This is a genomic window from uncultured Altibacter sp., from assembly GCF_963972995.1.
Lineage (GTDB): Bacteria > Bacteroidota > Bacteroidia > Flavobacteriales > Flavobacteriaceae > Altibacter.
Genome location: NZ_CAXAXI010000014.1, coordinates 1 through 26,136 on the forward strand (window position 1 = coordinate 1; position 26,136 = coordinate 26,136).

Sequence of the window (26,136 nt, forward strand, 5' to 3'; positions counted from 1 at the left end):
AGAATTCAATAGATTGGGAACAGAAAGTCCCAAATAGAAGTTTTCGGCATATAAAAAGGCACCTGCCCCCACATTGGGATAGGTATTGTTAATGTCTTGAGAGAAAAACGGGTCGTTTGGGTCCTGTAGTTCCAGATCCACCAAACCTACATCGTGAAATGTAGCACCTGCTTTTAAACCCAAAGCCAGTTTGAGACTTTCGCTTACTTGTAGTGTATAGGAAAAATCTGCAAAAACATTGGTTTCCTTAATGGGACCCAATTCGTCCTTTATGGCAGAGAGTCCTAAGCCTATTTTGTCGCTTATGGGAGAATGTGCTGCAAAGGTGATGGTCTCCGGGGCACCTTCAAATCCAGACCACTGTTTACGGTACAAAGCGGTGACCGATAAGCTTTCTTTGCTCCCTGCATAGGCGGGGTTGACCACATTCATATTGTACATATATTGTGTATACTGCGGGTCTTGCTGAGCCGAAGCATAATCGATACACAGTATACTTACTAAGAGTACTAATAGCGATAGTTTTTTCATTATACTAGATTGTTTATATTATTAGTTGGTTATTTGTTTAGATAGATCCATCCGGTGACCGGATCGTTAGCATTTAATTCGATGACGTAGTAATACGTCCCCACAGGAAGTTCTGCTCCGTCTGTGGTATTTCCTGCCCATTCGTTGATGTATTCCGTCTTTTCATATACAATGCGACCGTCTCTGTTAAAAATTGAGAGTTTTTTAATGTCTTCCTTGTCATCCAAAAAGGTAAGATCCAAGAAGTCATTCTGTCCGTCACCGTTAGGGGAGATCCCTTGGGAAATCACACAATTCTCATTGTCGTAAAAAGTTATTTCTATTGAATCGGAACCAATACAGCCATCATCATTGATGTCTACCGTATAGATGCCGGCTTCGGTAGCCTCAAGCATAGTGCCGGTAGCTCCCTCAATGACACCACCATCCAAGAACCATGTATAGGTAACCGAGCTTGGATCGGTATTTATGGGCGTTGCATTTAAAATTGCCACATCTTGGGCGCATTTAATGATGGTTTCTCCCAGCTCTACTTCGGGAAGGGTTCTAAAGTTTATGGTCACATCGTCTGTTTCCACACACCCAAAAATAGTAACCTCCACACTGTAAACGCCATCTTCCGATACGGTAATGGTAGGCGTTGTTTCCCCTGTGCTCCATAGGTAGGTAGCATTAACAGGATCTTGACCCACGATAACCGGAACAATCTCGTAACTGGAATCACCACAGGGCTCGATAAGGTCTCCTATATCTACGGTGAATGCAATTTTCTCTACAAAAACTTCTTGAGTGATCTCACAACCATTTCCTGTGACCACCGCACTGTAGGTTCCTGTTTCTGAAACTTCAAGGGTACTATTAGTTTCTCCCGGGATCTCTACTCCGTCTTTTAGCCACATATAACTGAGGTCCGACAGTTCGTCCGGATTGGTTACCGTTGCGTCTAGAATAATGGTCTCATCTTCACAAACAAGGCGATCATCTCCCAGATCAAAATCGGGGTTAGGGAAGAACTCCACAAGGATCTCATCGTTTAACACACATTCGGAATTGATCAGTTCGATCTCTACGGCGTATAAACCCGTCTCAGTTATTACGAGTGTTTGATTTGTTTCATTAGGAATCTCAACACCATCTTTAAACCACTTGTACGTCCCTCCATCAACAAAACCGGCGTCTAAGGTAACTTCTGTATTTTCGCAAACGGCATCTCCGGAACCCAATAAAATATCATCCCCAAGATCTACATTACCTATATTAAAACTACCTGCCTTTAAGAACACTGCCGAGTCGAATGAAGCATCACCTCGATCGGCGATCACAAGCTTTATGGTATAGACCTCATTGGGCACAATATTTACGGTAGCCGTTGTCAATGAAGCCGTAAGTCCATCGAACTGTATGGGTACGTCATTGGTATTGTCATTATCATTACTTACATAGAATTCAGGAAAGTAGTTTACTCCCGGCACCTCTCCTCCGCAAAGGAATCCATTTACGGGATCATCTGCCGGATCTAAGTGGATCGTAGCCGTACTTACTAATACGTTGTTAGACCCTTCAATGGCAGCTATATTGGTTCCGCCAAAGGGAGCACCTGAATCATCCGGAATTCCGGGACCCTTCAGAAGAAATACAAAACCATCTCTAAAAAGGTCACTACATTCAAATTGGTCCTCATATTCTTCCGAAGCAAAAATAAATTCGAAATCGATCTCGCTAAGACTTGAGCTAAACGTAAATTCAAATACCGTGGCGTTATTAGTATCTACGGAGGTTCCGTAGAGATTATTCAGGATGGCCTCGATATCCACATCTCCCGGCCAGTCGAAGGAACTACCGTCTGACGTTCCTGTGTTATCATTAGGCCCTTCGGCACTTACAGCGAAGCCCGAGGAGAGGATGATTCCTTCAGAAAAAGGGAAATTTGAGCCTCCGTCTCGAAAATAGCCCCAACTGCGTTCATTGATATTGGAAGTTCCGTTGGGATTTTCAGCCAAGTTTGTCAACTCAATTTCCACACAAGAACTACCACTAACCAGTACCTCCTGTATAAGTTCTTCGGCGGTAAGGTTTGTTTGAGAATCGTTCACATCATTGACCACAATCGATTGGGCCTGTGTAATGAAGGAACTTAGACATATTAGAATTAATAGTTTTCTTTTCATTCGTTTCCAGTATTAATTAGATTGGGTATTTACGTAGATCCAACCACTTTTCACGGCGCCGAATTCTTGATCGGGTTGATCGAACTTAATTACATAGAAATAGGTACCCGTAGTGAGCTGGGCGTTGTTATTATCTTGCCCGCACCATTCATTCAAGTAATTGGATTTGCTATAGACGCTTGTTCCTAAGCGGTTAAATATTTCTACTGAAAAAGCTCCGGTTCGGTCGACCAGATATTCCAGATCAAGACAATCGTTCATCCCGTCTCCGTTTGGAGACAATCCTTCAGAGATAACACATTGACCAATTTCGTAAAGCGTGATATCCACACTATCGGAACCTGTACAATCTCCTTTGGTGATGATTACTGTATAGGTTTGGGTTCCCACAGTATTTGGTTCGAAAGAAATTTCAATACTGCTTCCGGTTTCGCCGGGTATAAGTTCACCGTTAAGGAGCCATTGATAGGAAACATTAGTTTCATCGGTGGTGGCTGTTATGGTTCGTATGTCGTTGGCACAGGTCTTGAAGTCGTCACCTGCCGTAACCTCAAGGTCGCTTCTAGGTTCTATCAAAATACTGTCGGTGCTAGAGCAGAAGCCTATGGTTACAACAACACTATATTCACCCAGTTCGGTCACGACCAATGTCGCATCTGTTTCTGAAGCTAACACAATACCATCCTTGCTCCATTCGTACGTAGCAATAGCAGGGTCGAAGTTAGTAGGGGAGGCGTCTAAGATAACTGGCGCTTCGAAACAAGTCTCGATATCGGCCCCCAGATCGATCACCGGACTATCCTCCAACTGAACATTGATCGTTTTTTCAAGGCTGCAGTTTTCAACAGTAACGGTTACCGTATAATCACCAGATTCACTTACTGTAATCGTGGGAGTAGTTTCTCCCGTACTCCATAGAATAGTAGCGTTTGGTGCACCACTGCCACTTACAGTTACCGAAAGATCTGCCGATTCTTGGTCGCACGCCTGTACATCGGGGGTTACTTCTATGGCAAAAGACAGCTCGAGTTCCACCAGCACTTCGTCCATTCGTACTTCGGTTGACCCGTCTTCCAATTCGGTAGTAAGTACGGCTGTATAGACAGTATCTTCGGTGGGGCATACGGTAATTCTTGGTGATGTTCCAATAACGGCACCAGTTGGGTCCAACCATTGGAAAGAACTTGCTCCGGTGGGTTCCCCATTGGGAACAAAACGCCAATTTTCGTTAGTGGCTTCCCAAACCCCGGTGTTACGGCCCGGAGGTACACTAAATTCGGTGAGGTCGTTACCCATGATGCCTAATGTGGCCAACCCTTCATTCCAACCTGGACAACTTGGCTTGTTGATAAGGTTAACATCAATGACATTTAAAGATTCGTACAGTAAAATCTGCTGTGTTGTAAAAAAGGTACTGTCACAAGAACTTCCAAAATGTGGGACATTATTGAAGTTTAGTACAAATATCCTAAACGGAGCTTCCCCGGTTACAAAGTAGTTGATCCTTGCCGGATCAGGATTGACCGCAGGATTTAAGTCATGAAATGCACCATAGATGGTATTGAGAGGGAAGTTGCTATCGGTATAAGGCAAAAGATCTTCCGGAGCACTGTTCCATCCATTAAATTGGTTAGCAAGAGAGGTGTCGAACGAGATCTGTCCGTTGGCCGCCATTACCAATTGGGTATAATCATTCTGAAAATAATTAAAGGTAAAAGGGATCGTGATCACATCGCTCCAACGGTCGTCAATTACTAAGTTGGTTGGCGTTCCCCCTGAAACAGGAGGAAGATCGCATATGGGACCTTGTACCAAATAAGACGAAGTTGTTAGTCTTGGTACAGCGATGATCTCTGCTTCTAATTCAGTACAGGGTGTTTCACAAGATAAAATCACATCGGGACCTGCGTTAAGAAGTTCACAGCCACCATCACCAATACATACAAAAGTGAGTGGATCGCTACTTACGGCACAACTGGTATCATCAAGATTGGTCACGGTAACAATAACATTGGTAAAAGGCACGTACGGACCTATTTGGTAGGTGCCGGTTCCCGGAGCACTTACAGGGGTGGAGCCTTGATCGTCTGTTATCTCCAGAGCTGATGCCGAACCTAGATCGGTAACATCAACGTTTATAAAGAACTCACCGTCACCATCACAGTTCCCTTCGGTAGCAAAACTCACTTCAGGATTAAGACAGCTAGTGCAAAAAACATCGTAATCCCAAGCGGTCTGCCCGCCGGACTGACAACTATTTGAAACATCGGACGTGATCATTACAGTGATGGTATCTCCCGAAGAAGTATAGGTCAAACCGGTAAGATCGCCGTTATTCCCATAAGGAGTTTCTTCATTAAGATCGGTGATCCCATTGGAATCGAGGATTACCACCTCATCAAAATTGTTCTCTACGGTACCGGAATTGAAAACAATTCGCAACGGAAACCCATTGGAGCTTTGAAATTCAAATGACGAATTGTCGTTATTAGCATAACAAAATGTATTGTTTAACGGATTTGCAGAACAATCGACGGTAGTTTGACCAAAAGAAAGTGCTGTTGTAAAAAATAAAAAAAGCGCTAAATAGATTTTAGCACTCATTGCAGTATGTGTTAACATTTTGGAAAGGTTAGAAGTTAATGTAGGGGATAATAGTAAATCCATATAGTTGAGGTTGGGTGTTATTGCGCACTAAATTATATAATTTTCTCAATTATAAAATTCCTGTGATAATTTTTAGACGTACCGCAAGAATTTTCCGATTAAAGCCGTGTTAAATATACGTTAATTTTAATGAATTGTAAAAGTCGCAGAGACTGGAAATAATCACTTTTTTCTCACTACACTTATTTTTCTGTTTATGCCCACTGTTAATTTTCATAAGAGCTTCCATCAAACTCGTTAAGGTTGTGTAGATTGTGATGTGGCATAGTCAAAGGAAAATCTTTCTTCTTGCCACTAAAAAAAATTGAGAGCAAGAAAATTTATCAATTTATCGCGTGGACAGGACTAATTTTTGGTAGCGATCAAGACATCTTGCATTGATTGTTAATTACATGTAAAATAGAAAAAAGCAGTGCCATGTGTTTTGTACCTTTGTGAAAGAAATTGAAAATATGCTTGAAAAGACTGAACTAGATTACGAAAAGACCATACTCATTGGCCTTATCACCCAACAACAGGATGAGGATAAGTCTAAGGAGTATTTGGATGAACTGGAGTTTTTAGCCTATACCGCAGGAGGAGAAGTACTGAAACGCTTTGTACAAAAAATGGAAATGCCCAATCCTAAGACATTTATTGGAACGGGTAAACTAGAAGAAGTACGCCAATTTGTAGAAGATAATGACATAGGTGTTGCCATTTTTGACGATGAACTGTCTCCTGCACAGCAAAAGAACATTGAGAAGATCCTGCAATGTAAGATCATTGACCGAACCAATCTCATTTTAGATATATTCGCTCAACGGGCACAAACAAGCTATGCTCGAACCCAAGTAGAATTGGCTCAGTATGAATATTTATTGCCTCGTTTGGCAGGTATGTGGACTCACTTGGAGCGACAACGAGGGGGAATTGGAATGCGCGGTCCGGGTGAGACCGAAATAGAAACCGACCGCCGAATCGTTCGCGACCGGATCGCATTGTTGAAAAAGAAGATCACGACCATAGACAAGCAAATGGCGGTACAACGTGGAAATCGGGGTTCTCTGGTACGCGTGGCTTTGGTGGGATATACCAATGTGGGTAAATCTACCTTAATGAATGTTATTAGCAAGAGTGACGTTTTTGCGGAGAACAAACTCTTCGCTACTCTGGATACTACCGTTCGCAAGGTAGTTATAGGCAACCTGCCGTTCTTGTTGACCGATACTGTTGGATTCATTCGAAAATTACCCACACAATTGGTAGAATCCTTTAAAAGCACCTTAGATGAAGTACGAGAAGCCGATCTTCTTTTGCACGTTGTCGATATCTCGCACCCTTCATTTGAAGATCATATTGCCTCCGTAAATAAGATCTTGGACGAGATTGAGAGTGCCGATAAACCAACGATCATGGTTTTCAACAAGATCGATGCATACGAACCTGAAACGATAGACGCGGACGATCTAATGACCGAAAAGACCAAGGCGCATTATTCTCTAGAAGATTGGAAACGTACCTGGATGCATACTTCAAACCCGGAAGCGATCTTTATTTCGGCCTTAGAAAAAGAAAATTTTGAAGAATTTAGACGGCTTGTCTATGAAAAGGTGAAGGAGATACATGTAAGTAGGTTCCCATACAACCACTTTCTGTACGATGCGTACACCGAAGAAACAGAAAAGCCGTCATAAGAGACGGCTTTTCGTTTGTAGCATGAACCTTTCGAAGACTAACTAACCAAAGATATAAAAACATCGATCGGTTCACATGACGCTACTGCTTACCTAACTTTTAGAGAATTAAAAACCATAAGTTATACCTATCCCTAACGCTTCCCTGATCTGAAATGCTTGCACGGCATTGTCATCATATATTGCTTGAAATGTCGCATTGGCAGTAATAAATTTGTTGACAGCCATAATAAGATTAAGCGTGTAGTCAATATCAATATTTTGGGGGTCTTCCAAATAATTAGAATACAAGTTAAGGATATTCTCCAAAGTTACATTCTTCATTAGGTCAAATTTAGCATATCCGTTTACCGAGGCACCAAATTCAAAACGTGTTGATTCTCCCATATCTACACCAAAATAATCTCCATCTACATAGCCGGGAACACTTGTGAAAGCATTGTCGACAAAAATAAGTTTAGCCGTGGCAGGTGATATATTTATGCTAAGATCATCGCTCTTTTTCCATAGCAGTCCGGGGCCGGTTTGTAAATACCCGGGAGATAAAAACTTCGTTGTTTCGGTTCGTACCTCATTGCCGGCTGCATCTTCTCCGTATTCGTATCCCGATGAAAACTGAGTTTTAAAATTTAGGAAATAAGAGTAATACCAATTGCTTTCTTTAATCTGTTTTCCCAAAACAGAGTTCAACTCTAAACGATCGTTGGTTTTTCGCGTAAATTCCTGCTCTCTGGTTTTTGTGATCCCGTAATCTGCAATAATACGATTGTCCCAAACCAGAGGACCCTGACGGTAATTGAAGTCATACGTTAGGTTCAAATTAGCCGCATAGTTGGATGTTCCTCCACCGGTCCATTCTTCATTAAATGCCGCTTGGCTAAACAGTAGCGAAATGTTTCCTCCTTTGGTCCAACCATCCTTTGGGGCTTCTTTTTCTTCAGCGTCTTGAGCGTATAGTGAAAATGGGAGACAGAGAAGAAATAGATAGGTTAATTTTCTCATCATTTAGGTTTTGATAAAACAAATGTACTTTTTCTTTTTACTTTCTGAAATAAAAAATCTTGTAAATACTGCGAAATTTACAACGTAAAGCGTGTTATTTTACTGCCGGTTTTTTTTGAATAGCGGCACAGATGAACAGGCCTCTCCATACATAATACTCTGTGCAACGGGCTGAAGCTTTTGAGCAAGTAATGTGTAAGCAGTCGGGGGGATGGGCTTATGAGAACAGCCTTTAATAATCACGGGCTTATCTTTGTACTCTTCAATAGAAAGATCACTAATAATTTCCGAAAAGATAGCAGTTTCCAGCATTTCGAGAGAACCAACCGTAACTTTTTTCGCGTAAGGAGCCAGAGCGACACTAAGTAACATATATGCCCAGCCGGGAATGATCGCGTCAGTGCTGCAATAAAGAGCTATAAAGCAATCTTTGTATTGTGACCAGTCGGTCTCTAAGACATGGCTGCGGAAGTCGTTTTCTTTTAGAACGATGCCCTCCAATAACCAAGGTGCAATATCCAGTTGCAAACGGTTTCCTGCCGGATAATATTCCTCCAGATCAATGGTAACTAGTTTGCTGTTGGCAACTCTATTTATAATTTCCTTCTCCATTATAACATGCCCAGTTCCAATTTCGCTTCTTCACTCATAAGGTCCTGAGTCCATGGAGGATCGAAGGTGATCTCCACTTCGGCATCCTTTATCATCTTTATCGATTTTACTTTGTCCTCTACCTCTACCGGAAGTGTTTCGGCAACCGGACAGTTAGGTGTGGTCAAGGTCATTAAAATCTTCACTTCGGCATCTTCATTGACAAAAACATCATAGATAAGACCTAATTCGTATATATCGACAGGAATTTCCGGGTCGTAGATGGTCTTTAATACCTTTACGATCTTTTCTCCTAATTCGGTAGTATCAATTGGTGTAGTTTCCATAGGTTACGTTTTTAATTGGGTTTGATAGGCAATGGCATCCAGTTTCATTTGCTTGATCATGGACACCAAACCATTGGCCCGGGTAGGGGATAGGTGTTCTTTTAAGCCTATTTCATCAATAAAGGAGGTGTCTGCTGCCAAAATAGCTTCCGGGGACTGATTTGAGAAGACTCTTACCAAGATCGCCACGATCCCTTTGGTAATAATCGCATCGCTGTCGGCGGTAAAACGCACTTTACCATCCTTCAATTCTGAATGTAACCATACTTTGGATTGACAGCCTTTAATCAACTTATCTTCCGTCTTTAACGAGGGCTCGATAAGCGGTAAGGACTTGCCTAGTTCGATCATGTATTCATACTTTTGCATCCAGTCTTCGAACATGGCGAACTCATCGATCAATTCTTCCTGTATGGTCTTAATGGTCATAACTAATTCGATTCTTTTGTGTCTTTTTGTGCGGTTAGAAGCACGCTGCGATCGTTCTTAGAATAAAGAGTAAGTATGTTGTTCTGAAGCCCATAGGAGCCTGTGTTTCTAAGCGCTGCCAATACGCCTTGCTCTATGTCCATGACAGGCTTTTCGCAAGCCATTTCGGTTACGGCAATGTCTTTAAATGAAAGCGCGTAGAGGTCCAAGGTGTAATTTCCGAAGAACGTATTACAACCCGTATTTCCACGAACCGACTTGTCTAATGCGGCGAATGAAATAAATACATTTTTTTCTGAATTTCCGGGTACAGCAATCCCTTCTACCGAAGTGATATTGTAAGCCCCTGAAAGTTGAACATTTCCTGCCACGTCGATTACTTTTTTTGTTTCGTCACAACCAAGGATCATGAAGGCGAGGACGAGTGTGAATGCTAATGATAGTGTTTTCATTTTCTTGTTTTTAAGTGAGCATTTGTTTTGCTTTCGACACAGCTGCTACCAACCGGTCTACTTCTTCTTTTGTATTGTAAAATGCGAAAGATGCACGCACGGTACCGGGAATCTTGTAAAAATCCATAATAGGTTGTGCGCAGTGGTGTCCGGTTCTCACCGCAATCCCTAATTTATCAACAATGGTACCAATGTCGTATGGATGTATGCCCTCAATATTGAAGGAGATCACCGATGTCTTTTTTACACCTGTTCCATAGATACGCAACCCTTCGATTTGCAGAAGCTGTTCGGTGGCATATTCCAGCAAACCTTTTTCATGCGCTTCGATGGCATCAAAACCAATATTGTTAAGATAATCAATTGCCGCACCAAATGCAATACCTCCTGAAATATTGGGTGTGCCCGCTTCAAATTTATGAGGGAGATCGGCATAGGTGGTTTTTTCAAAAGAAACCTCTTTTATCATTTCTCCGCCGCCTTGATACGGAGGTAATTTCTTGAGCCATACTTCTTTTCCGTAGAGCATACCTACACCTGTAGGTCCACACATCTTGTGTGCAGAGGTTACATAGAAATCCACATCCAACGCTGCCAGATCGGGTTTAATGTGCGAGCATGCCTGTGCCCCGTCAATAAGCACAGCAGCCCCGACTTCGTGCGCTTTTTGAATGATGGTTTCAATAGGATTTATCGTGCCTAATGCATTTGAAATATGGTTGACAAATACGAGTTTTGTTTTTTCTGAAAGTAAGCTGATGTATGCAGAAAGATCAAGGGTGCCATCTTCCTTCATGGGGATGACTTGTAAGGTGGCGCCGGTTCGTTCACACAGCATTTGCCATGGGACAATATTTGAATGGTGTTCTAAGGCTGAAACAATGATCTCATTTCCTTTTTTCAAGAATGACGAAAAGCCTGATGCTATCAAATTAATACCGTGAGTGGTTCCGGCGGTGAAGATCACTTCGTGCGCATGTTGAATACCAAAATGCTGTTGAATCTTATTTCGAGCCGCTTCATAGACATCGGTCGCTTCTTGTGACAAACTGTGAACTCCGCGATGGATATTGGCGTTGTAGTTTGAATAATAATCCACAATCGCATCTATAACCACCTGTGGTTTTTGAGAGGTGGCAGCATTGTCCAAATACACCAAGGGGTGCCCGTTCACTTGGCGCTGCAAGATGGGGAAATCGGCTCGTATTTTTTGAACATCCAACGCCATAATTGAGGTTTAAGGGTTAAATTTCGAAGCCCAAACTTACCCCAATCTTATTTGCAATAAGCTTGTTGATACGTCGTTTTAGTTCCGGTATTTTTACACTTTCCAGTACATTGTTTGCAAAAGCATACATAAGAAGGGCACGCGCCTCTTTCTTTCCAATGCCGCGCGAACGCATATAGAACATGGCTTCTTCATCCAATTGTCCAATGGTGCACCCATGTGAACACTTTACATCATCTGCAAAGATCTCTAATTGCGGTTTAGCATTGATCGTTGCCTTGTCATCGATTAATATGTTGTTGTTCTGTTGGAAAGCATCTGTCTTCTGTGCATCTTTTTCTACGATCACTCTTCCGTTGAAGACACCGGTAGAAGCATCACCGAAAATTCCTTTATAATCTTGATGGCTTTCACAATTTGGCGCGATATGGTGAACCAAAGTGTTATGATCCACATGTTGTCTGTCTTCAAGGATGGTAATACCTTTTAACGTAGAATTACAGTGTTCTCCTTCTTGATAGAAATTGAGATTATTACGTGTAAGCTTGCCACCAAAGGAAAAGGTATGCACATTACAATCGGAGTCCCGCTGCTGCGAAATATAGGTCGTATCAATAAGAGAAGCGGTCGGCACGTTATTTTGTATTTTATAATAGTCTACATGCGCACGTTTTTCGGCAAAAATTTCGGTCACACAGTTGGTAAGGACTTCATTTTCGGAAAGACTTTGGTGTCGTTCTATTATTTGAACATGCGCGTTTTCACCTACTACGATCAGATTTCGCGGCTGCAGGAACACTGCAGCTTCGTTTCCGGTTGAGAAATTGATGATCTCGATAGGCTTTTCTACTTCCTTGTGTTTCGGGATATGGATGTACGCACCTTCTTTTGCGAATGCGGTATTCAATGCCGTAAGGCTTTCTTGCTTGGCAGCTTTATTGAAGTATGCTTCAACTACGGGCTTGTATTTTGCTTTGTTCAAAGCCGAAGACATCAAACACACATCAAGCTTATCGTGTGTCGTTTCAGAAAGGAAAGAACTATATACACCATCAACGAACACGATCTTATAGGTATCGATATCGTGTAGAAAATATTTTTTAACCTCCTTGAATTCTATAGAACGCTCCAATTGCTTCGGAAATACACTGTAGTCAGTCTTCAGTAATGAATTAAGTGAAGTATACTTCCAGGCTTCTTCCTTTTTGGAAGGAAATCCTTTCAATTCGAATATTTTGATAGCCTCATTTCTAAGATCATGAATAGGGGAGTCTTGCTCCAAATTGTCTTCGAAAGCGAGGTAAGAGGATAGTAATTTATCTTTTAAACTCATAGTGTTTGCTGCTTCATGTTACGCTTATGCGTTCACTTCTTCTTTGATCCAGTCGTATCCTTTTTCTTCCAATTCGTAGGCCAATTCCTTCCCGCCGGATTTCACGATCTTACCATCCATGAGTACATGTACAAAATCCGGTACAATGTAATCCAACAAACGTTGGTAATGTGTGATCACTACCACTGCATTCTCTTTGCTCTTCAATTTGTTCACCCCGTTGGCTACCACCTTTAGGGCGTCAATATCCAAGCCGGAATCGGTCTCATCCAGGATCGCAAGTTTGGGCTCCATCATGGCCAGTTGAAAGATCTCGTTCCGTTTTTTTTCGCCTCCCGAGAATCCTTCATTGAGGGAGCGAGATAAGAACTTACGATCGATCTCCAGCATATCTGCCTTTTCTTTGATCATTTTAAGCATTTCGGCGGCAGGCATATCCTCTAAGCCTTTCGCCTTACGTGTTTCGTTGATCGCGGTCTTGATAAAATTGGTGACCGATACGCCCGGAATCTCTACGGGGTATTGAAATGACAAAAAGATTCCTTTGTGTGCGCGCTCTTCCGGATCCAATTCTGAAATATCTTCCCCGTCTAAGGTTAAGGCCCCTTGATGCATCTCGAATTCTTCCTTACCGGCGATCACAGAGGCCAAAGTACTCTTCCCGGAACCGTTGGGACCCATGATGGCATGAACCTCTCCGGCTTTAACTTCCAGGTTGATACCCTTCAATATATCCTTGCCTTCGACACCGGCGTGTAAATTGTTTATGTGTAACATACTTAGTTTTTCTTTGCTTCTATTTTAACATCAGGAGTGGCAGGTGTATCACTAACACTAATAATTTCGGTTATGGTCAATACCTGCTCCCATCCTTCTTCATTCGCTTTTTTTCTTTCTACTGTCCCTTTTACAACAACAGGAACCATATCAAACTCATCTTTTTTTACAGGGGCAACCCTTTTGGACAATTCTAATGCCTTTTCATTTTGAGTAACACCAAATATGAAATTATTCCCCTTGAGTACAGCGCCATCTGCTAGATAGATGAATTCTCCTTTATAATGAATGTTGTAACGGTTTGCAGTTTCAGAATTGGTAGTGATCTCTGAAGTTTCATTACTTTCTTCAGGCATTTTTTCTTCAGCATTCTTACACGAAATGAACGCCATTGATAAGGCGATGGCAAAAACGATTTTTTTCATACTTTTCATAGATTAACCAACAGAGCCTTCCAGGCTTATTTCTAATAACTTTTGTGCTTCCACGGCAAATTCCATAGGGAGCTTGTTCAATACTTCCTTGCTAAATCCATTTACAATAAGTGCAATGGCCTTTTCGGTATCGATCCCACGCTGATTGCAATAGAAGATCTGGTCTTCCCCGATCTTACTGGTGGTGGCTTCATGTTCTACTTGGGCGGTCTTATTCTTTGCTTCAATATATGGAAACGTATGTGCGCCACATTTGTTACCCATAAGCAACGAATCACACTGCGAGAAGTTTCGTGCATTGTCGGCATTGGGACTAATCTTCACTAGACCGCGATAGCTGTTTTGAGATCTTCCTGCCGAAATCCCCTTGGAGATGATCGTACTTTTAGTGTTCTTGCCTAAGTGGATCATTTTAGTGCCGGTATCGGCTTGCTGAAAATTGTTGGTTACAGCAATGGAATAGAATTCGCCAATAGAATTATCTCCTTTTAAGATACAGCTAGGGTATTTCCAGGTAATGGCACTTCCGGTTTCTACTTGAGTCCATGAAATCTTAGCATTGGTCTCACAGATTCCGCGTTTGGTCACGAAATTGTACACCCCGCCTTTTCCTTCTTTATTTCCGGGAAACCAATTTTGAACGGTGGAGTATTTTATTTCAGCATCTTCCAAAGCAATGAGTTCTACAACGGCGGCGTGTAATTGATTCTCATCACGACTTGGAGCCGTACATCCTTCCAAATAACTCACATAACTGCCTTTATCTGCGATGACCAAGGTTCTTTCAAATTGGCCTGTACCGGCTTGATTGATCCTGAAATAGGTAGAAAGTTCCATGGGACATCTCACTCCCTTTGGAATATAACAGAAAGAACCATCACTAAATACAGCACTGTTGAGAGCTGCGTAAAAGTTATCTCGCTGCGGAACAACGGTTCCTATGTATTTTTTCACCAATTCAGGGTGTTCTTTGATCGCTTCGGAAATAGAACAAAAGATGATTCCTTTTTCTGCTAGTGTTTTTTTGAACGTAGTTGCCACCGAAACCGAATCCATTACGATGTCAACGGCAACTCCGGCTAATTTTTTTTGCTCTTCAAGTGAGATCCCCAGCTTTTTAAAGGTCTCTAGTAATTCGGGGTCTACCTCGTCTATGCTATCGTATTTAGGCTTTTTATTAGGAGCCGAATAGTATGATATATTCTGAAAATCCGGCTTTTCATAGGTTACATTTGCCCAATCCGGCTCAACCATCTCTTGCCAATAACGGAAAGATTCCAAACGCCATTGGGTCATCCATTCCGGCTCTTCCTTTTTCATTGAAATGGCACGAACGATTTCCTCGTTCAATCCCACAGGAAAAGTTTCAGATTCTATATCGGTATAAAATCCGTACTCGTATTCCTTGGTTTCGAGTTCTTTCTTTAAATCGTCTTCAGTAAACTTACCCATATTCCTTTTTCAACACATTTTATAATGAGAAACTTTCTCCACAACCGCAAGTCCTGTTGGCATTGGGGTTGTTGAAAACAAATCCTTTTCCGTTGAGCCCGCCACTATATTCCAAAGTGGTTCCCACGAGATATAAAAAACTTTTTTTATCGACCACGATCTTTACCGGAGTATCCTCGAAAAGCTTATCGGTATCACCTAGTGCTTTATCAAAAGTGAGTTCATACGACAAGCCGGAGCAACCACCGCTCTTAACGCCTACGCGTACGAAGTCGCTGCTTACGTCAAAGCCGTCTTCCCGCATTAATTGAGAGATCCTGGACTTGGCTGTTTCACTAACCTTTATCATTCGTTTATATAGATTTGTTCTAAATTAGAGTGCAAATATACGGTAAATGCCCGTTTTAACCATAGTTCGACACAAAATATGACTTATACAATTATAGATTAAGCTAATAATTAACAAATCCTTTTTCAGCGTTTAGAAAAAGGATTTGCGGCTTCTGTTTAATTGTATTAATATTTTAGTCCGGAGCTCTAAAATTCGGATTGTTAATAAAGGAAGGATCTGATAGCGAAAGCAAAAAAGCTTTCAAATCGGCTTTGTCCTGCTCCGTAAGTTGTACACCACCTTCAGCAACAGTTTTCATGAGTGGATCAATCGTTTCAGAATAGACCAATCCTTCGCTGTAGTGATCGATCACCTCATCTAGAGTTGCAAAACGCCCATCATGCATATACGGGGCGGTGTATGCTAAATTCCGAAGCGAAGGTGTTTTAAAAAGTCCAAACTCACGTGGATCCCCGGTAACATTTCCTCTGCCTTTATCGGTAATTGTGGCGTCAAGGCCATTATTATGAAAGATATTATCGGTCCATAACGGGTTGTTCGGGTTGCCGTGACAATGAAAACAATCCCCTCTGCTTTCGTCCATGAACACTTCCAGTCCGTTTGCTTCAGAAGGAGTTAATTCCAATTCTCCTAAAAGATATTTATCAAATCTTGAATTTGCAGAGATCAGTGTTCGCATGAACTGTGCTAATGCCTTTGTAGCCAGATCACTGTTGATGGCCCTTGTTCCGAAGGCAGCTTCAAACAATTCGGGATACTCGGCATCGGCCAGCAGACTGGCTGAAGCATTTTCCCACGTATTGTGCATTTCAATTGGATTTGTAACAGGTTCTAATGCCTGCACTTCCAACGTAGCGGCTCTACCGTCCCAAAAAAATTCCTCATTAAAATTCCACGCCATATTGAATATGGGCATGGAATTGCGATTTCCTGCGATGCCATCGATCCCAATGCTGAATTGTCTTTCATCGGTAAAAGCATTTTGCGGATTATGGCATGAAGCACAAGCTTGAGTTCCATCTGCGGAAAGTATAGGATCAAAGAATAACTTTTTACCTAAAGCAATGCCTTCAACAGTTTGTGGATTGTCTGCCGGAACGACCGGTGGTATCAATTTATCCCGAAACAATTGCGGAATTTCCAACGGACTGGGTGTAGCCTCGTATTCCGGACCCGTATCGTCAGCCTCGGTACAAGCGAAACACAGTATGGAAATAAAGATAAGTGCTAAAAAGCGCATTGTATATTTAATTTTGGGTCACGGTACCTCTGCTAAAGACAGAAGTTCCGTTTTGGGACATCATGATCTGTGCCATGAAGTTAGGCATCAATACAGTGTGCAGATCGTTCAAGTTCCATTCATTTGGATTTTTGTACCATTCTGCCACGTTCATTTCTACTTCGATCTCGGTATTGTTACCGATGGTTACTGTCCCCAGGTCTACCTCGAAAGAAGTGTCTTGAGTCGTTACCGGTGTCGTGCTCGTATCGGCTGCACGGATGGTGTGATACGCATAGCCAATTTCAGCAGCGGTGTTGTCTATAAACTTTCCTTCCATTCGCATGTAGTGATAACCGCCGCCAAGCATCATGGGAACATTCCATCCGCCATCTGCAGAGTTAAGATCTTGATAAACGCCGTCTATGTTGTCTTCGTCATCAAAACCAAACGTAAAAGTGACATTGTAATCTCCCGGAGGGATTTGGACATTCGGGGTAAACGTCAAATTAGACTGTTCTCGAACATTCACTAAATTGTAATCGCCTGCATCAAACGCAACGCCGCTGGAATTTGTAAAGGTCACATCTGAAATTAGGTAGACCAATTTTGAAAGACTTAGTTGTTCACCGTGCGCATTGGTATACTGGATTTGATCGAAGTCTGAGTTTGCGATCGCATCTCCATCCCAATTATGGGTAAATCTTAGGTCGACACTTACGGGTGTTGCGGTCGTGTCATCGTCGTTGTTGCATCCAAATGCTACAATGGCGATCAAGGTCAAGAGGGCAATTTTTGTCATTTCTAAGGGGGATTACTAATGGATATTAAATAATTATTTTATTTTATAAAGAAGCAGATCCTTTGTGCCTCGATTTTGAGGAATGTCACCATCACTACTCTCCGAATTTCCTATTACCACTATCTTACCGTCCGGTGTCTTCACCCCTTTGTTTGCAAAATCCAATTTAGATCCGCCTACTGACATTTGAAATTCTATTCCTCCTTGTTCGTTGATCATATATACCCAAGCATCGTTCAATCCCTTATTGGATGTAAGATCTCCGTTTGCACTTCTGGAAGAGGCTGTTATAATATAGTTGCCATCGTTGGTCGACACAACACTTCTAGCCGATTCAAACTGATTTCCACCATAGGTATTTTGCCAAATAATGGCACCTGTATCGTTGAATTTTACAGCCCAAGCATCCGCATTCCCCAAAGGCGTTGTTATGTCGCCATCGGTGCTGCGTGTATCTCCTACCATAATATAGTTGCCGTCGTTGGTGTGGCTCACCGCATATCCTATATCGATCTCACTGCCGCCAAACGACTTCGTCCAGAGCAAGTCTCCGGCATTGTTTAAACGAACAGCCCAATAATCGTAAGAACCTTTGCTGTCTGTAATATCGAAGTCATCGCTTTCGGAAGCTCCTGTCATAAGAAAGCCACCATCTGCTGTTTCTAGTGCTCCATAGCTTCTGTCGTTATTGGTGCCTCCAAAGTAACGTCTCCAAACCGTATTGCCATTGGAGTCCAATTTAATACCCCAAAATTCACCTACACCGTGTTGTGGGTTTCTTCCGTCATCATCCCCTTGTCCGCCACTAGCCGTTACATCTAAAAATCCGGTAATAAAATAACCTCCATCACTTGTTTGGAAGGCATCAAATGCTTGATCAACGCCCGAAAAGCCATAATATTTATCCCACATTTGGTTTCCTTCGCTATTGATCTTTACAATCCAGTAATCCGGAAATCCGGCATTGTCACCATCAATTGGGGTGCTATACCCACTTAACAGATACCCACCATCTGAAGTTTTGGTAATATTGGAGCCTTTGTCGGTGTCAACACCTCCATACGTTTTGCTCCAAAGGAGTTCTCCCGCAGGAGTTACTTTAATTACCCAAAAGTCCGCGTCAGTTCCGGTCTTGTCTGTAATGTCGCCATCGTTACTCTCGGTATACCCCAAGAGGACATAGTTGCCATCGTTGGCAATCACCATAGATGTAGCATCGTCTTCACCACTGCCGCCAAAGGTCTTGACATAATCAATAACCCCTTGAAATGCAGTGTCATCCGGTTCATCGACAGGATTGTCATCTTTATCACAAGCATAGAACACGCTCATCACAATAAGGACAAGGAAAATAGGTAGTAGGTTCTTTTTAAATAGCATGATTTTGGGGGATTTATTTCACAAGCAATCGTTTAGTAGTGGTACTATTGATTGTGATAAGGTATGTACCTGAAGGTAAAGATGAGATGTCCAAACGCTCTGATACTGTATTATTTACTTCTTTATCAATAATTTGTTGCCCTAGTAGGTTATAAATTTCAATAGTATTGAGAGGAGTCTCATTGGTCGAAATAGTTAAAAAGGTATCTGCCGGGTTAGGAATTATGGTAAAATCGGCAACTGTTTGATCATTTACTCCTAAGAAATTAGGATCTCTCACTAAGAAGAATCCTCGGTCGATATCACTGATTACGATGTTCCCACTGGCAAAGAAGGGGTACACATTCCATGCACCGTCAAAACTTGCGCTATTTCCTTCAGGATAACTATCGAAGAAACCTTCTTCTTCAATATTCTTATTGAGTATATCTGAAATATCGAACACACGCATTCCGGCTCTGTAGTTCGCCATATAATATTTATCACCACGCACATATCCATTGTGGTCTATGGCAGGTGTGTTTCCGAAGTATTCAAAATGAAACTCCGGGTTATCCAAATCATTGAAATCGAAAATAATTGTTCGGGTTGAACCGCCAATGTTCAATTCATCCAATTCATCTCCAACAATGAAGAAACGCTGATCTTCGGTAAACCATCCTTGATGCGTATAAGCAACATTCGAATAACTTATAGTTGCTATGCCTTGCGGGTTGTTTTTATCGGTAATGTCAACAATGGCAATCTCATCTTCATTACTTCCAATTAATATTTCGCGACCTGTATAATCTGAATCCGGCCCATTGTAGGTAACCACCTGTGCATCATGGCTATATCCATTTGTACCGTATCCTCCGGCAGCTACAGGGTTTGTGGGGTTCTGAATATTCACAAAGTGTGGCCCTCCGTTAAATGTAGAGGTTCCTACACCATATGCATAACCGCTTTCTTCATTAATTACAATATTGTGCGCACTACCAAAACCATTGTAGTGAGCATCTTCCGTAAAGAAAACGGGAGGGTTCGTAACGGTGCGAAGTCTGGTAAGATCGAAGACCTGCATTCCGTGACCACCTGCTTCACTCACGACAAAAGCATGATTGGCGTACACTTTTACATCGCGCCATGTACTGTTGCCGGTATGTGTTGGTAATTTACCAAGGTAAATGGGGTTAATAGGGTCAGATATATCAATAAATGCAGTTCCATTGTTTAACCCTACCAAAGCGTATTCCTTCCCAGTATCCGGGTCTGTCCAGCCCCAAGAGTCGTTACCTGCACTCGCATTCATTTGAGCGAGAGAGATAGTGGATTGCAGATCATAACCATCACATGGAAATCCTCCGGCAAAACCACCACTGCAAGGGGTTTGTCCAAATGTTAATGCTGTAGTAAAGGAAATTAAAAGTAGTATTATTTTTTTCATGATGTATTTGAGAGTTAATTTTGAGCGAATATACATTATTTTGAACGTAATCTCTTATAAGATAGTGTATTTCACTACATTTTGTCGTTAAAATATTTATAATTTACAATGTTAATTACTTTTTTATGAGTCGCTTGGTCACCAAGTCGTTTAACCTCATAAAATACAAGCCTTCTGAAAAAGTATTTAAAGAGATCGTTTTACGCAACGTATCTAAATTATTTTGCGAATACACTTGCTTTCCTGTAATATCAAAAATTCTAATAGCGTTTATTGGAATTTCCTGCGACTGTACTGTGATTGTTTCTACTGCGGGATTCGGAAAGATCGTAATGCCATTTTCAAACGAATAGTCGTCCACGTTCAAAATTTCCTGAACCGTAAGTACAAAAGAGCAGGAGTTGCTATTGCCTTCGGAATCGATGGTCTCAAAATTGATGGTATAGGTTCCTTCAGTTACTTGGGTTCCGGCTGAAGGGGTCTGAACAATACCTGTGTTTCCGTCGCAATTGTCAGTTGCCGTAATGTCTCCGTTTTGTACATAATCCGGCACAGTGTAATAATCAACTCCCGGATCATACCCTACTGTAGTATTTGGGGGACAGTCCAGCAGGGGTTCAAGATCATCTACTACAGTGATGGTCGCGGTACAGCTGTCGGTATTTCCTGAAGGGTCTGTAACCGTAAGAGTTACTACATTGGGTCCTTTTTGTGAACAATCGAAGCTGTTTTCACTTAACGCTAAAGTGTAAAAACCACTATCATCAAAAGAACCTCCATCTACAAGAACCGGGTTGACCACAGCTTCTCCATTCATATCAAGCGGTATGGTGATGTTCTGGCAAACGGCCACGGGATTGGTGGTATCGGGAGCCGAAGATTTTACCAAAAAAAATCCACCGCTTCGGTCACAGATCATGATATTCCCGCTGTTAAAGAATGGATACACATTCCATGCACCGCTAAAATTAGCGTTATTGTTGGAAGGGTAGGTGTCAAAGAATCCAATTTCATTCATGGTGTTCGAACCTATGCCGCTAATGTCTATGGCTCGCATTCCGGCCGAATAATTCGCAAGAAAATAAGTGTTTCCTACAACATAACCATTATGGTCGATTGCCGAAGTTGGCCCAAAATATTCAAAGTCCAAGACCGGATTGTCCAGATCCAGAAGATCGAAAATAATGGTTCGGGTATTAAACCCTACATTGGATTCGTCAAACTCATCCCCTAATAATAAATAACGCTGATCTTCAGTAAACCAGGCTTGGTGGGTATAACCTACATTACTATACGAAATAGTTGCAACGCTTTGCGGGTTCGATTTGTCAGTAACATCCACAATGGAAACTACAGCGTCTGAACCACTACTGCTTATCAATATTTCTCGCCCGGAATATGTTGCATCCGGTCCCGAATAGGTAACTACTTGCGCATCGTGTGTATATCCGTCTCCACTAAACCCTCCGGCATCTATTGGATTTAAAGGGTTTTGAATATTTACAAAATGGGAGCCTACGTAGGTGTCTGCTCCTACACCATAAGCGTAGCCCGTTTCTTCATTGATAACTATATTGTGGGCGCTTCCAAAACCGTTAAAATGGGCATCAATTGTAAACGTAACGGGTGGATTGCTTACATTTCGTAATCGTGTAAGGTCGAAGATCTGTATTCCGTGACCCGGGGCTTCACTTACTATAAAAGCGTAATTGTTGTAGACTTTAATGTCCCTCCACTGGCTGGTGCTGGTTTGGGTAGGTAATTTGCCTAAATAGACAGGAGCATTCGGGTCCGATATATCAATAAAAGCAGTTCCATCTTCAAGTCCCACAAGAGCATACTCATCATTATTGGTTGGGTCGATCCAACCCCAAGAATCATTCGCTCCTGTAGTGTTCATCGTGGATAAAGGAATGTGTGATTGTAGGTCATACCCATTGCAAGGATAAGCGCCCGCCATCCCACCGATACAGGGCGTTTGAGTTAATGCTATTGTACTGCTAAGAACAAAAGACAAGCGTAAAAGTTGTTTCATTTTTTTGAATAAGATTCGTAAAACTACTAATTTATATAGTTGCAAATTGAATAGCAATGTTAAAAAACAGTACCCTATTATTTTACTAGGTCAATGAATTCAAGCTTTTTTATCGTTTTTTGAAGGTGAAACTGTACTTTTGTTTCTTCATAATACAAGCAATATGCTCGAAAGTAAGGAACCAAGTAAAACACCTATTTCTCAATTAGGAGAATTCGGACTCATAGATCATCTCACTAAACAGTTTTCCATAGTTCAGAAAACGACCGTGAAAGGAATTGGCGATGACGCGGCTGTCATTGCTTCGCAAAAGAACGAGCAATGGGTAGTCACGACCGATCTTCTTGTGGAAGGAGTGCATTTTGACCTAAGTTATGTTCCGCTGAAACATTTGGGATATAAGGCCGTTATCGTAAACCTGTCTGATGTGTATGCCATGAATGCTGAAGCGTCCCAGATCACGGTGTCCATTGCTGTTTCCAATCGGTTTCCGGTAGAGGCATTGGAAGAATTATATGCCGGCATTGCCACTGCAGCTAAGATCTACAACATTGATGTGGTTGGGGGTGACACTACGTCATCAACCACCGGACTGCTTATAAGTGTCACAGCCATAGGGCATGCACCAAAAGAGCGTATTGTATACCGGAATGGAGCCAAGGAGAACGATCTGTTAGTAATTACAGGAGATCTTGGAGCTGCTTATCTGGGACTTCAAGTACTAGAGCGCGAAAAGGAAGTATTTAAAGTGAATCCAAATTCACAACCCGATCTTGATGCATATACCTATCTAATAGAGCGTCAACTTAAGCCTGAAGCGCGAAAGGATATCTCCAAATTGCTTAAGGAGCTTGACGTGCAACCTACGGCTATGATCGATATTAGCGACGGACTTTCTTCGGAAGTGCTTCACCTGTGTAAACAATCAAATGTGGGATGCAACCTCTATGAAGAAAAAATACCCCTTGATCCGCAGGTAATAAGTACCTGCGAAGAATTTCAATTAGACAGCACTACGGTAGCACTAAGCGGCGGAGAGGATTATGAATTGTTGTTTACGATTAGTACGGAAGATTTTCCGAAGATAAAGGCAAATCCACATTTAACGGTACTGGGTCATATGACCCATAAAAAAGAGGGGATACACCTCATTACCCGTGCACAGACAAAAATACCATTGGTGGCACGTGGTTGGAATGCCTTGCAAACTGAAGATTAATTAAGAGGCTTCTTGTTTAGACACAAAAGCTTCAAAATATTGGTGATTCTCTATCCAAAAATTTGTAAGCCGAACCATACGACCATAGCCATCTTTGGTATATCGTGTACTGTAATTCGTGCATTCGTATTCTGGAAGCAGGTGAGATTCTTTTTTAATGGGAGTAAAGCGATGCCCTTTCCATTTACACATGAAATGCTTCATATTAATGTAAGGGAATTCTGTTGGTTCGTTTCTGAAAGAATTCCGCAACGTTGGTATTTACTTCCTTGATCTTTTGCGTCAATGCCTCCAATTTGCCACTTTGATTGTCTGTGACCTCACGGCCGCAATTGGTGCATTTGTATTCGTTAATGTGGTTGGTAACTTTACGGGTCACTATGTAGTCATGACCAAAGGTAGTGCATAGTACGCCCAGAAAGGACAGCGACGCTTTTGAGGAGGTATTTTTCATCGGATTGGTTTTTTTGTTGATACCAATGTATGAAAAAAATCTATATAAAATCGTTTAAATGCATAAAAAATCGATGAAACGCATCTTTTTGACAGTTTCATCATAATTTTCAGTTAAAAGCAAGTGGCCTCCTACAATTTTTATAAGGTCCGTATGACAATGTTTCGCTAGTATTTCTGAAATGGTCAGCGGTACAATAGGATCTTTCGTTCCGCAGATCATGTATTTTGAGCCGGAAAATTGCCGAAGTACTGAAGTGCGATCCTTTCGATCCCGCATCCCTTTTACCGCCGCAGTGATTCCTGCCAAAGGAAATTGCAACGCTTCTTCTTTTAATTGTTCTATAGCCGAAGCATACTGCGTTCTATCTTCTTCAGCAAAAAGATTTGTAATAGCCATACGAATAAATACGTTGGGTGTTTTCTGAAGCATGGTCAAGGCGCGATCACGATTTGCTTTTCGTTCGAGGGAATCTTCGGCCGGAGTAGAATTTAGTAATATAAGGCCCTCCACTTCCGAAGGGAATAATTCTGTATAGGCCAAGGCAACATATCCTCCCATGGAATGACCCATAAGTGCGATAGTAGGTAAATCCAGATGTTTTACAACGGCATGTACCGCCTGTGCCATGAGTTCCATAGTATGCATCTCGCCAACAACGCCACTCTTGCCATGACCGGGCAGATCGATGACAATTATCATGTGTTTTTTGGAAAGTTCTGGGACGAGTTTCTTCCACATGCTGGCACTTTCCAAGAAGCCATGTAATAGGACAATGGCCGGGCCTTTTCCAGTTACAGTATAAAAAAGATAGGTATTGTGGAACTTCAGCTTCATTTTTCTATATTCGGCGAACAAATATCAGTCAATGAATCACAGCAAGCAAACCTTTGTTACTGCTTTTGCACTCTTCTCGCTATTTTTTGGAGCCGGGAATCTTATCCTGCCTCCTTTTTTAGGGTATAATGCCGGAGTGGATTGGATTTGGGTGGCCATTGGTTTTGCATTCTCTGCCGTAGTGATCCCTATTCTGGCCATTTACGGGCATGCTCGATTACAAGGAACCTTGCTGGATTTTGCCAATAAGGTATCGCCTTTTTTTGCGTTGGTCTATGCGATTTTGATTTATGCAATTTCAGTATCTCTGCCTTCTCCAAGAACCGCATCGGTCACCTATGAAATGGCCATACAGCCTTATTTTTCAATATCACCACTCGCAACAAGTACGTTGTATTTTGGATTGGTGCTCTTGTTCGTACTGAATAGAAATAAAATAGTAAGCATCATAGGGAAATTCCTTACACCGCTCATCATTGTTATTTTACTCCTTATCATCGGTATCGGGATCTTTATTGACGTTGAGCCATTACGCGCCTCTATGTTTGAAAATTCTTTAACGGCGGGCATCTTGGAGGGTTACCAAACCTTCGATGCCATTGGAGGCGTGGTCGTGGGAGGGGTCATTGTCATCTCTTTTGCAATTCAGGGTAAATATAATTATGAAGAAAAGAAGGGAATGATCGCCAAAGCAGGGCTATTAGCCGGGATAGGTCTTTTCCTAATTTATGGCGGACTCATAGCGTTGGGAGCCTTATACAGTGGTACAGTTTCTATCGAAATTCGAACCGAGCTGCTAACATTGCTAAGCACCAATACGCTAGGTTCCATAGGCACCGCATTTCTGTCGGTCTTGGTGGCACTTGCTTGCTTTACAACTGCGGTAGGCATTGTAACGGGAACAGCCGATTTCGTGAAAGGCATACTGGGAGGCTCAAAAACCGCATACACAGTTACAGGTATTTTGGGATGTATCTTAGGCGTTGTCATGGGACAATTTAATGTTGCCTATATCATCGATGTAGCAGTGCCCGCTTTAATGTTTATTTATCCGGTAACCATTGTCTTGATCATACTGAATGCCCTTCCGAAGAAATGGACAAGTGCAACGGCGTTTAAGGCAGTAACGATCACTACACTACTTTTCAGCATACCCGATTTTTTACAATCTATAAATTCTGAAGCGCTCGTAACTTTTTTAAAATCTTGGATTCCGCTATCCGGGTATAGTTTGGGATGGGTCTTGCCGGCGGCTATCGCTTTTTTGATCACCCAAGGTGTGATCGGTTTCCGAAAAAAGAAAGTAACGTAGCGCCTGTTTTCAA

25 protein-coding genes are annotated in these 26,136 nt (G+C 41.9%); 3 read left to right on the top strand and 22 right to left on the bottom strand.

Annotated elements, in window-relative coordinates:
- From AACZ11_RS07470 to AACZ11_RS07480, 3 genes are all read right to left on the bottom strand, one after another.
- Positions 1-531 (bottom strand): type IX secretion system membrane protein PorP/SprF (locus AACZ11_RS07470; RefSeq protein ID WP_339832020.1); only part of this gene is annotated, 531 nt, incomplete at its 3' end.
- Between the two features lie 29 nt (positions 532-560).
- The gene (locus AACZ11_RS07475) at positions 561-2,699 is read right to left on the bottom strand and encodes a choice-of-anchor L domain-containing protein (protein ID WP_339832023.1); all 2,139 of its coding nucleotides are present in this window, start codon (positions 2,697-2,699) and stop codon (positions 561-563) included.
- A gap of 12 nt (positions 2,700-2,711) precedes the next feature.
- Positions 2,712-5,303 (bottom strand): gliding motility-associated C-terminal domain-containing protein, encoded by a 2,592-nt coding sequence (locus tag AACZ11_RS07480; protein ID WP_339832025.1) that lies wholly within the window; start codon positions 5,301-5,303, stop codon positions 2,712-2,714.
- A 515-nt stretch (positions 5,304-5,818) separates the two neighbouring features.
- Here AACZ11_RS07480 and hflX point away from each other — a divergent pair.
- Positions 5,819-7,042 carry a GTPase HflX gene (hflX, locus tag AACZ11_RS07485; protein WP_290625783.1) on the top strand — a complete coding sequence of 408 codons (1,224 nt, stop codon included), beginning with the start codon at positions 5,819-5,821 and terminating at the stop codon, positions 7,040-7,042.
- Positions 7,043-7,150: 108 nt separating this feature from the next.
- On the opposite strand, the gene AACZ11_RS07490 is transcribed toward hflX, so the two are convergent.
- The 16 genes from AACZ11_RS07490 to AACZ11_RS07565 form a co-directional block, all read right to left on the bottom strand.
- The gene (locus AACZ11_RS07490; RefSeq protein WP_290625827.1) at positions 7,151-8,044 is read right to left on the bottom strand and encodes a DUF3078 domain-containing protein; all 894 of its coding nucleotides are present in this window, start codon (positions 8,042-8,044) and stop codon (positions 7,151-7,153) included.
- A 99-nt stretch (positions 8,045-8,143) separates the two neighbouring features.
- On the bottom strand, positions 8,144-8,656 hold the full coding sequence (locus AACZ11_RS07495; RefSeq protein WP_290625784.1) for a DUF2480 family protein: 513 nt from the start codon (positions 8,654-8,656) through the stop codon (positions 8,144-8,146).
- A complete protein-coding gene (locus tag AACZ11_RS07500; protein WP_034260222.1) occupies positions 8,656-8,982 on the bottom strand; it encodes an SUF system Fe-S cluster assembly protein in 327 nt (108 codons plus the stop codon). The genes AACZ11_RS07495 and AACZ11_RS07500 overlap by 1 nt, the downstream gene beginning before the upstream one ends.
- 3 nt (positions 8,983-8,985) lie before the next feature.
- Positions 8,986-9,411, bottom strand: coding sequence for a SufE family protein (locus AACZ11_RS07505; RefSeq protein ID WP_290625785.1), 426 nt, complete (start codon positions 9,409-9,411; stop codon positions 8,986-8,988).
- Positions 9,412-9,413: 2 nt separating this feature from the next.
- The gene (locus AACZ11_RS07510) at positions 9,414-9,863 is read right to left on the bottom strand and encodes an META domain-containing protein (RefSeq protein WP_290625786.1); all 450 of its coding nucleotides are present in this window, start codon (positions 9,861-9,863) and stop codon (positions 9,414-9,416) included.
- A 10-nt stretch (positions 9,864-9,873) separates the two neighbouring features.
- Positions 9,874-11,091, bottom strand: a complete 1,218-nt coding sequence (locus AACZ11_RS07515) for a cysteine desulfurase (RefSeq protein WP_290625787.1) — start codon at positions 11,089-11,091, stop codon at positions 9,874-9,876.
- 16 nt (positions 11,092-11,107) lie between these two features.
- Positions 11,108-12,424, bottom strand: a complete 1,317-nt coding sequence (gene sufD, locus AACZ11_RS07520; protein ID WP_290625788.1) for a Fe-S cluster assembly protein SufD — start codon at positions 12,422-12,424, stop codon at positions 11,108-11,110.
- Positions 12,425-12,448: 24 nt separating this feature from the next.
- Positions 12,449-13,201, bottom strand: a complete 753-nt coding sequence (sufC, locus tag AACZ11_RS07525) for a Fe-S cluster assembly ATPase SufC (protein ID WP_290625789.1) — start codon at positions 13,199-13,201, stop codon at positions 12,449-12,451.
- 2 nt (positions 13,202-13,203) lie between these two features.
- Positions 13,204-13,626: a hypothetical protein gene (locus tag AACZ11_RS07530; RefSeq protein WP_290625790.1), complete on the bottom strand. Its 423-nt coding sequence runs from the start codon at positions 13,624-13,626 to the stop codon at positions 13,204-13,206.
- 12 nt (positions 13,627-13,638) lie between these two features.
- Positions 13,639-15,087, bottom strand: coding sequence for a Fe-S cluster assembly protein SufB (sufB, locus tag AACZ11_RS07535; RefSeq protein ID WP_290625791.1), 1,449 nt, complete (start codon positions 15,085-15,087; stop codon positions 13,639-13,641).
- 19 nt (positions 15,088-15,106) lie between these two features.
- Entirely contained in the window at positions 15,107-15,436 is a 330-nt protein-coding gene (locus tag AACZ11_RS07540) for an iron-sulfur cluster assembly accessory protein (protein ID WP_290625792.1), read from the bottom strand.
- 175 nt (positions 15,437-15,611) lie between these two features.
- Positions 15,612-16,679: a cytochrome c peroxidase gene (locus AACZ11_RS07545; RefSeq protein WP_290625793.1), complete on the bottom strand. Its 1,068-nt coding sequence runs from the start codon at positions 16,677-16,679 to the stop codon at positions 15,612-15,614.
- Between the two features lie 7 nt (positions 16,680-16,686).
- A complete protein-coding gene (locus tag AACZ11_RS07550) occupies positions 16,687-17,460 on the bottom strand; it encodes an MbnP family protein (RefSeq protein ID WP_290625794.1) in 774 nt (257 codons plus the stop codon).
- A gap of 33 nt (positions 17,461-17,493) precedes the next feature.
- Entirely contained in the window at positions 17,494-18,840 is a 1,347-nt protein-coding gene (locus AACZ11_RS07555) for a hypothetical protein (protein ID WP_290625795.1), read from the bottom strand.
- 13 nt (positions 18,841-18,853) lie between these two features.
- Positions 18,854-20,266, bottom strand: coding sequence for a choice-of-anchor B family protein (locus AACZ11_RS07560; RefSeq protein WP_290625796.1), 1,413 nt, complete (start codon positions 20,264-20,266; stop codon positions 18,854-18,856).
- A gap of 115 nt (positions 20,267-20,381) precedes the next feature.
- Positions 20,382-22,301, bottom strand: a complete 1,920-nt coding sequence (locus AACZ11_RS07565; RefSeq protein WP_339832040.1) for a choice-of-anchor B family protein — start codon at positions 22,299-22,301, stop codon at positions 20,382-20,384.
- A 163-nt stretch (positions 22,302-22,464) separates the two neighbouring features.
- Here AACZ11_RS07565 and thiL point away from each other — a divergent pair, with 163 nt between their 5' ends.
- A complete protein-coding gene (gene thiL, locus AACZ11_RS07570; protein WP_290625797.1) occupies positions 22,465-23,520 on the top strand; it encodes a thiamine-phosphate kinase in 1,056 nt (351 codons plus the stop codon).
- Here thiL and AACZ11_RS07575 read toward each other — a convergent pair whose 3' ends face one another.
- Genes AACZ11_RS07575 through AACZ11_RS07585 form a run of 3 tightly spaced genes read right to left on the bottom strand, consistent with a single transcriptional unit; the run spans position 23,521 to position 24,811 of the window.
- Positions 23,521-23,724: a hypothetical protein gene (locus AACZ11_RS07575; RefSeq protein WP_290625798.1), complete on the bottom strand. Its 204-nt coding sequence runs from the start codon at positions 23,722-23,724 to the stop codon at positions 23,521-23,523.
- 1 nt (position 23,725) lies between these two features.
- Positions 23,726-23,974, bottom strand: a complete 249-nt coding sequence (locus AACZ11_RS07580; RefSeq protein WP_290625799.1) for a hypothetical protein — start codon at positions 23,972-23,974, stop codon at positions 23,726-23,728.
- Between the two features lie 54 nt (positions 23,975-24,028).
- Positions 24,029-24,811, bottom strand: coding sequence for an alpha/beta hydrolase (locus AACZ11_RS07585; protein WP_290625800.1), 783 nt, complete (start codon positions 24,809-24,811; stop codon positions 24,029-24,031).
- A gap of 31 nt (positions 24,812-24,842) precedes the next feature.
- On the opposite strand from AACZ11_RS07585, the gene AACZ11_RS07590 reads away from it, so the two are divergent.
- Complete coding sequence (locus AACZ11_RS07590) at positions 24,843-26,123, top strand: branched-chain amino acid transport system II carrier protein (protein WP_290625801.1); 1,281 nt, start codon at positions 24,843-24,845, stop codon at positions 26,121-26,123.
- Positions 26,124-26,136: the final 13 nt, after the last annotated feature.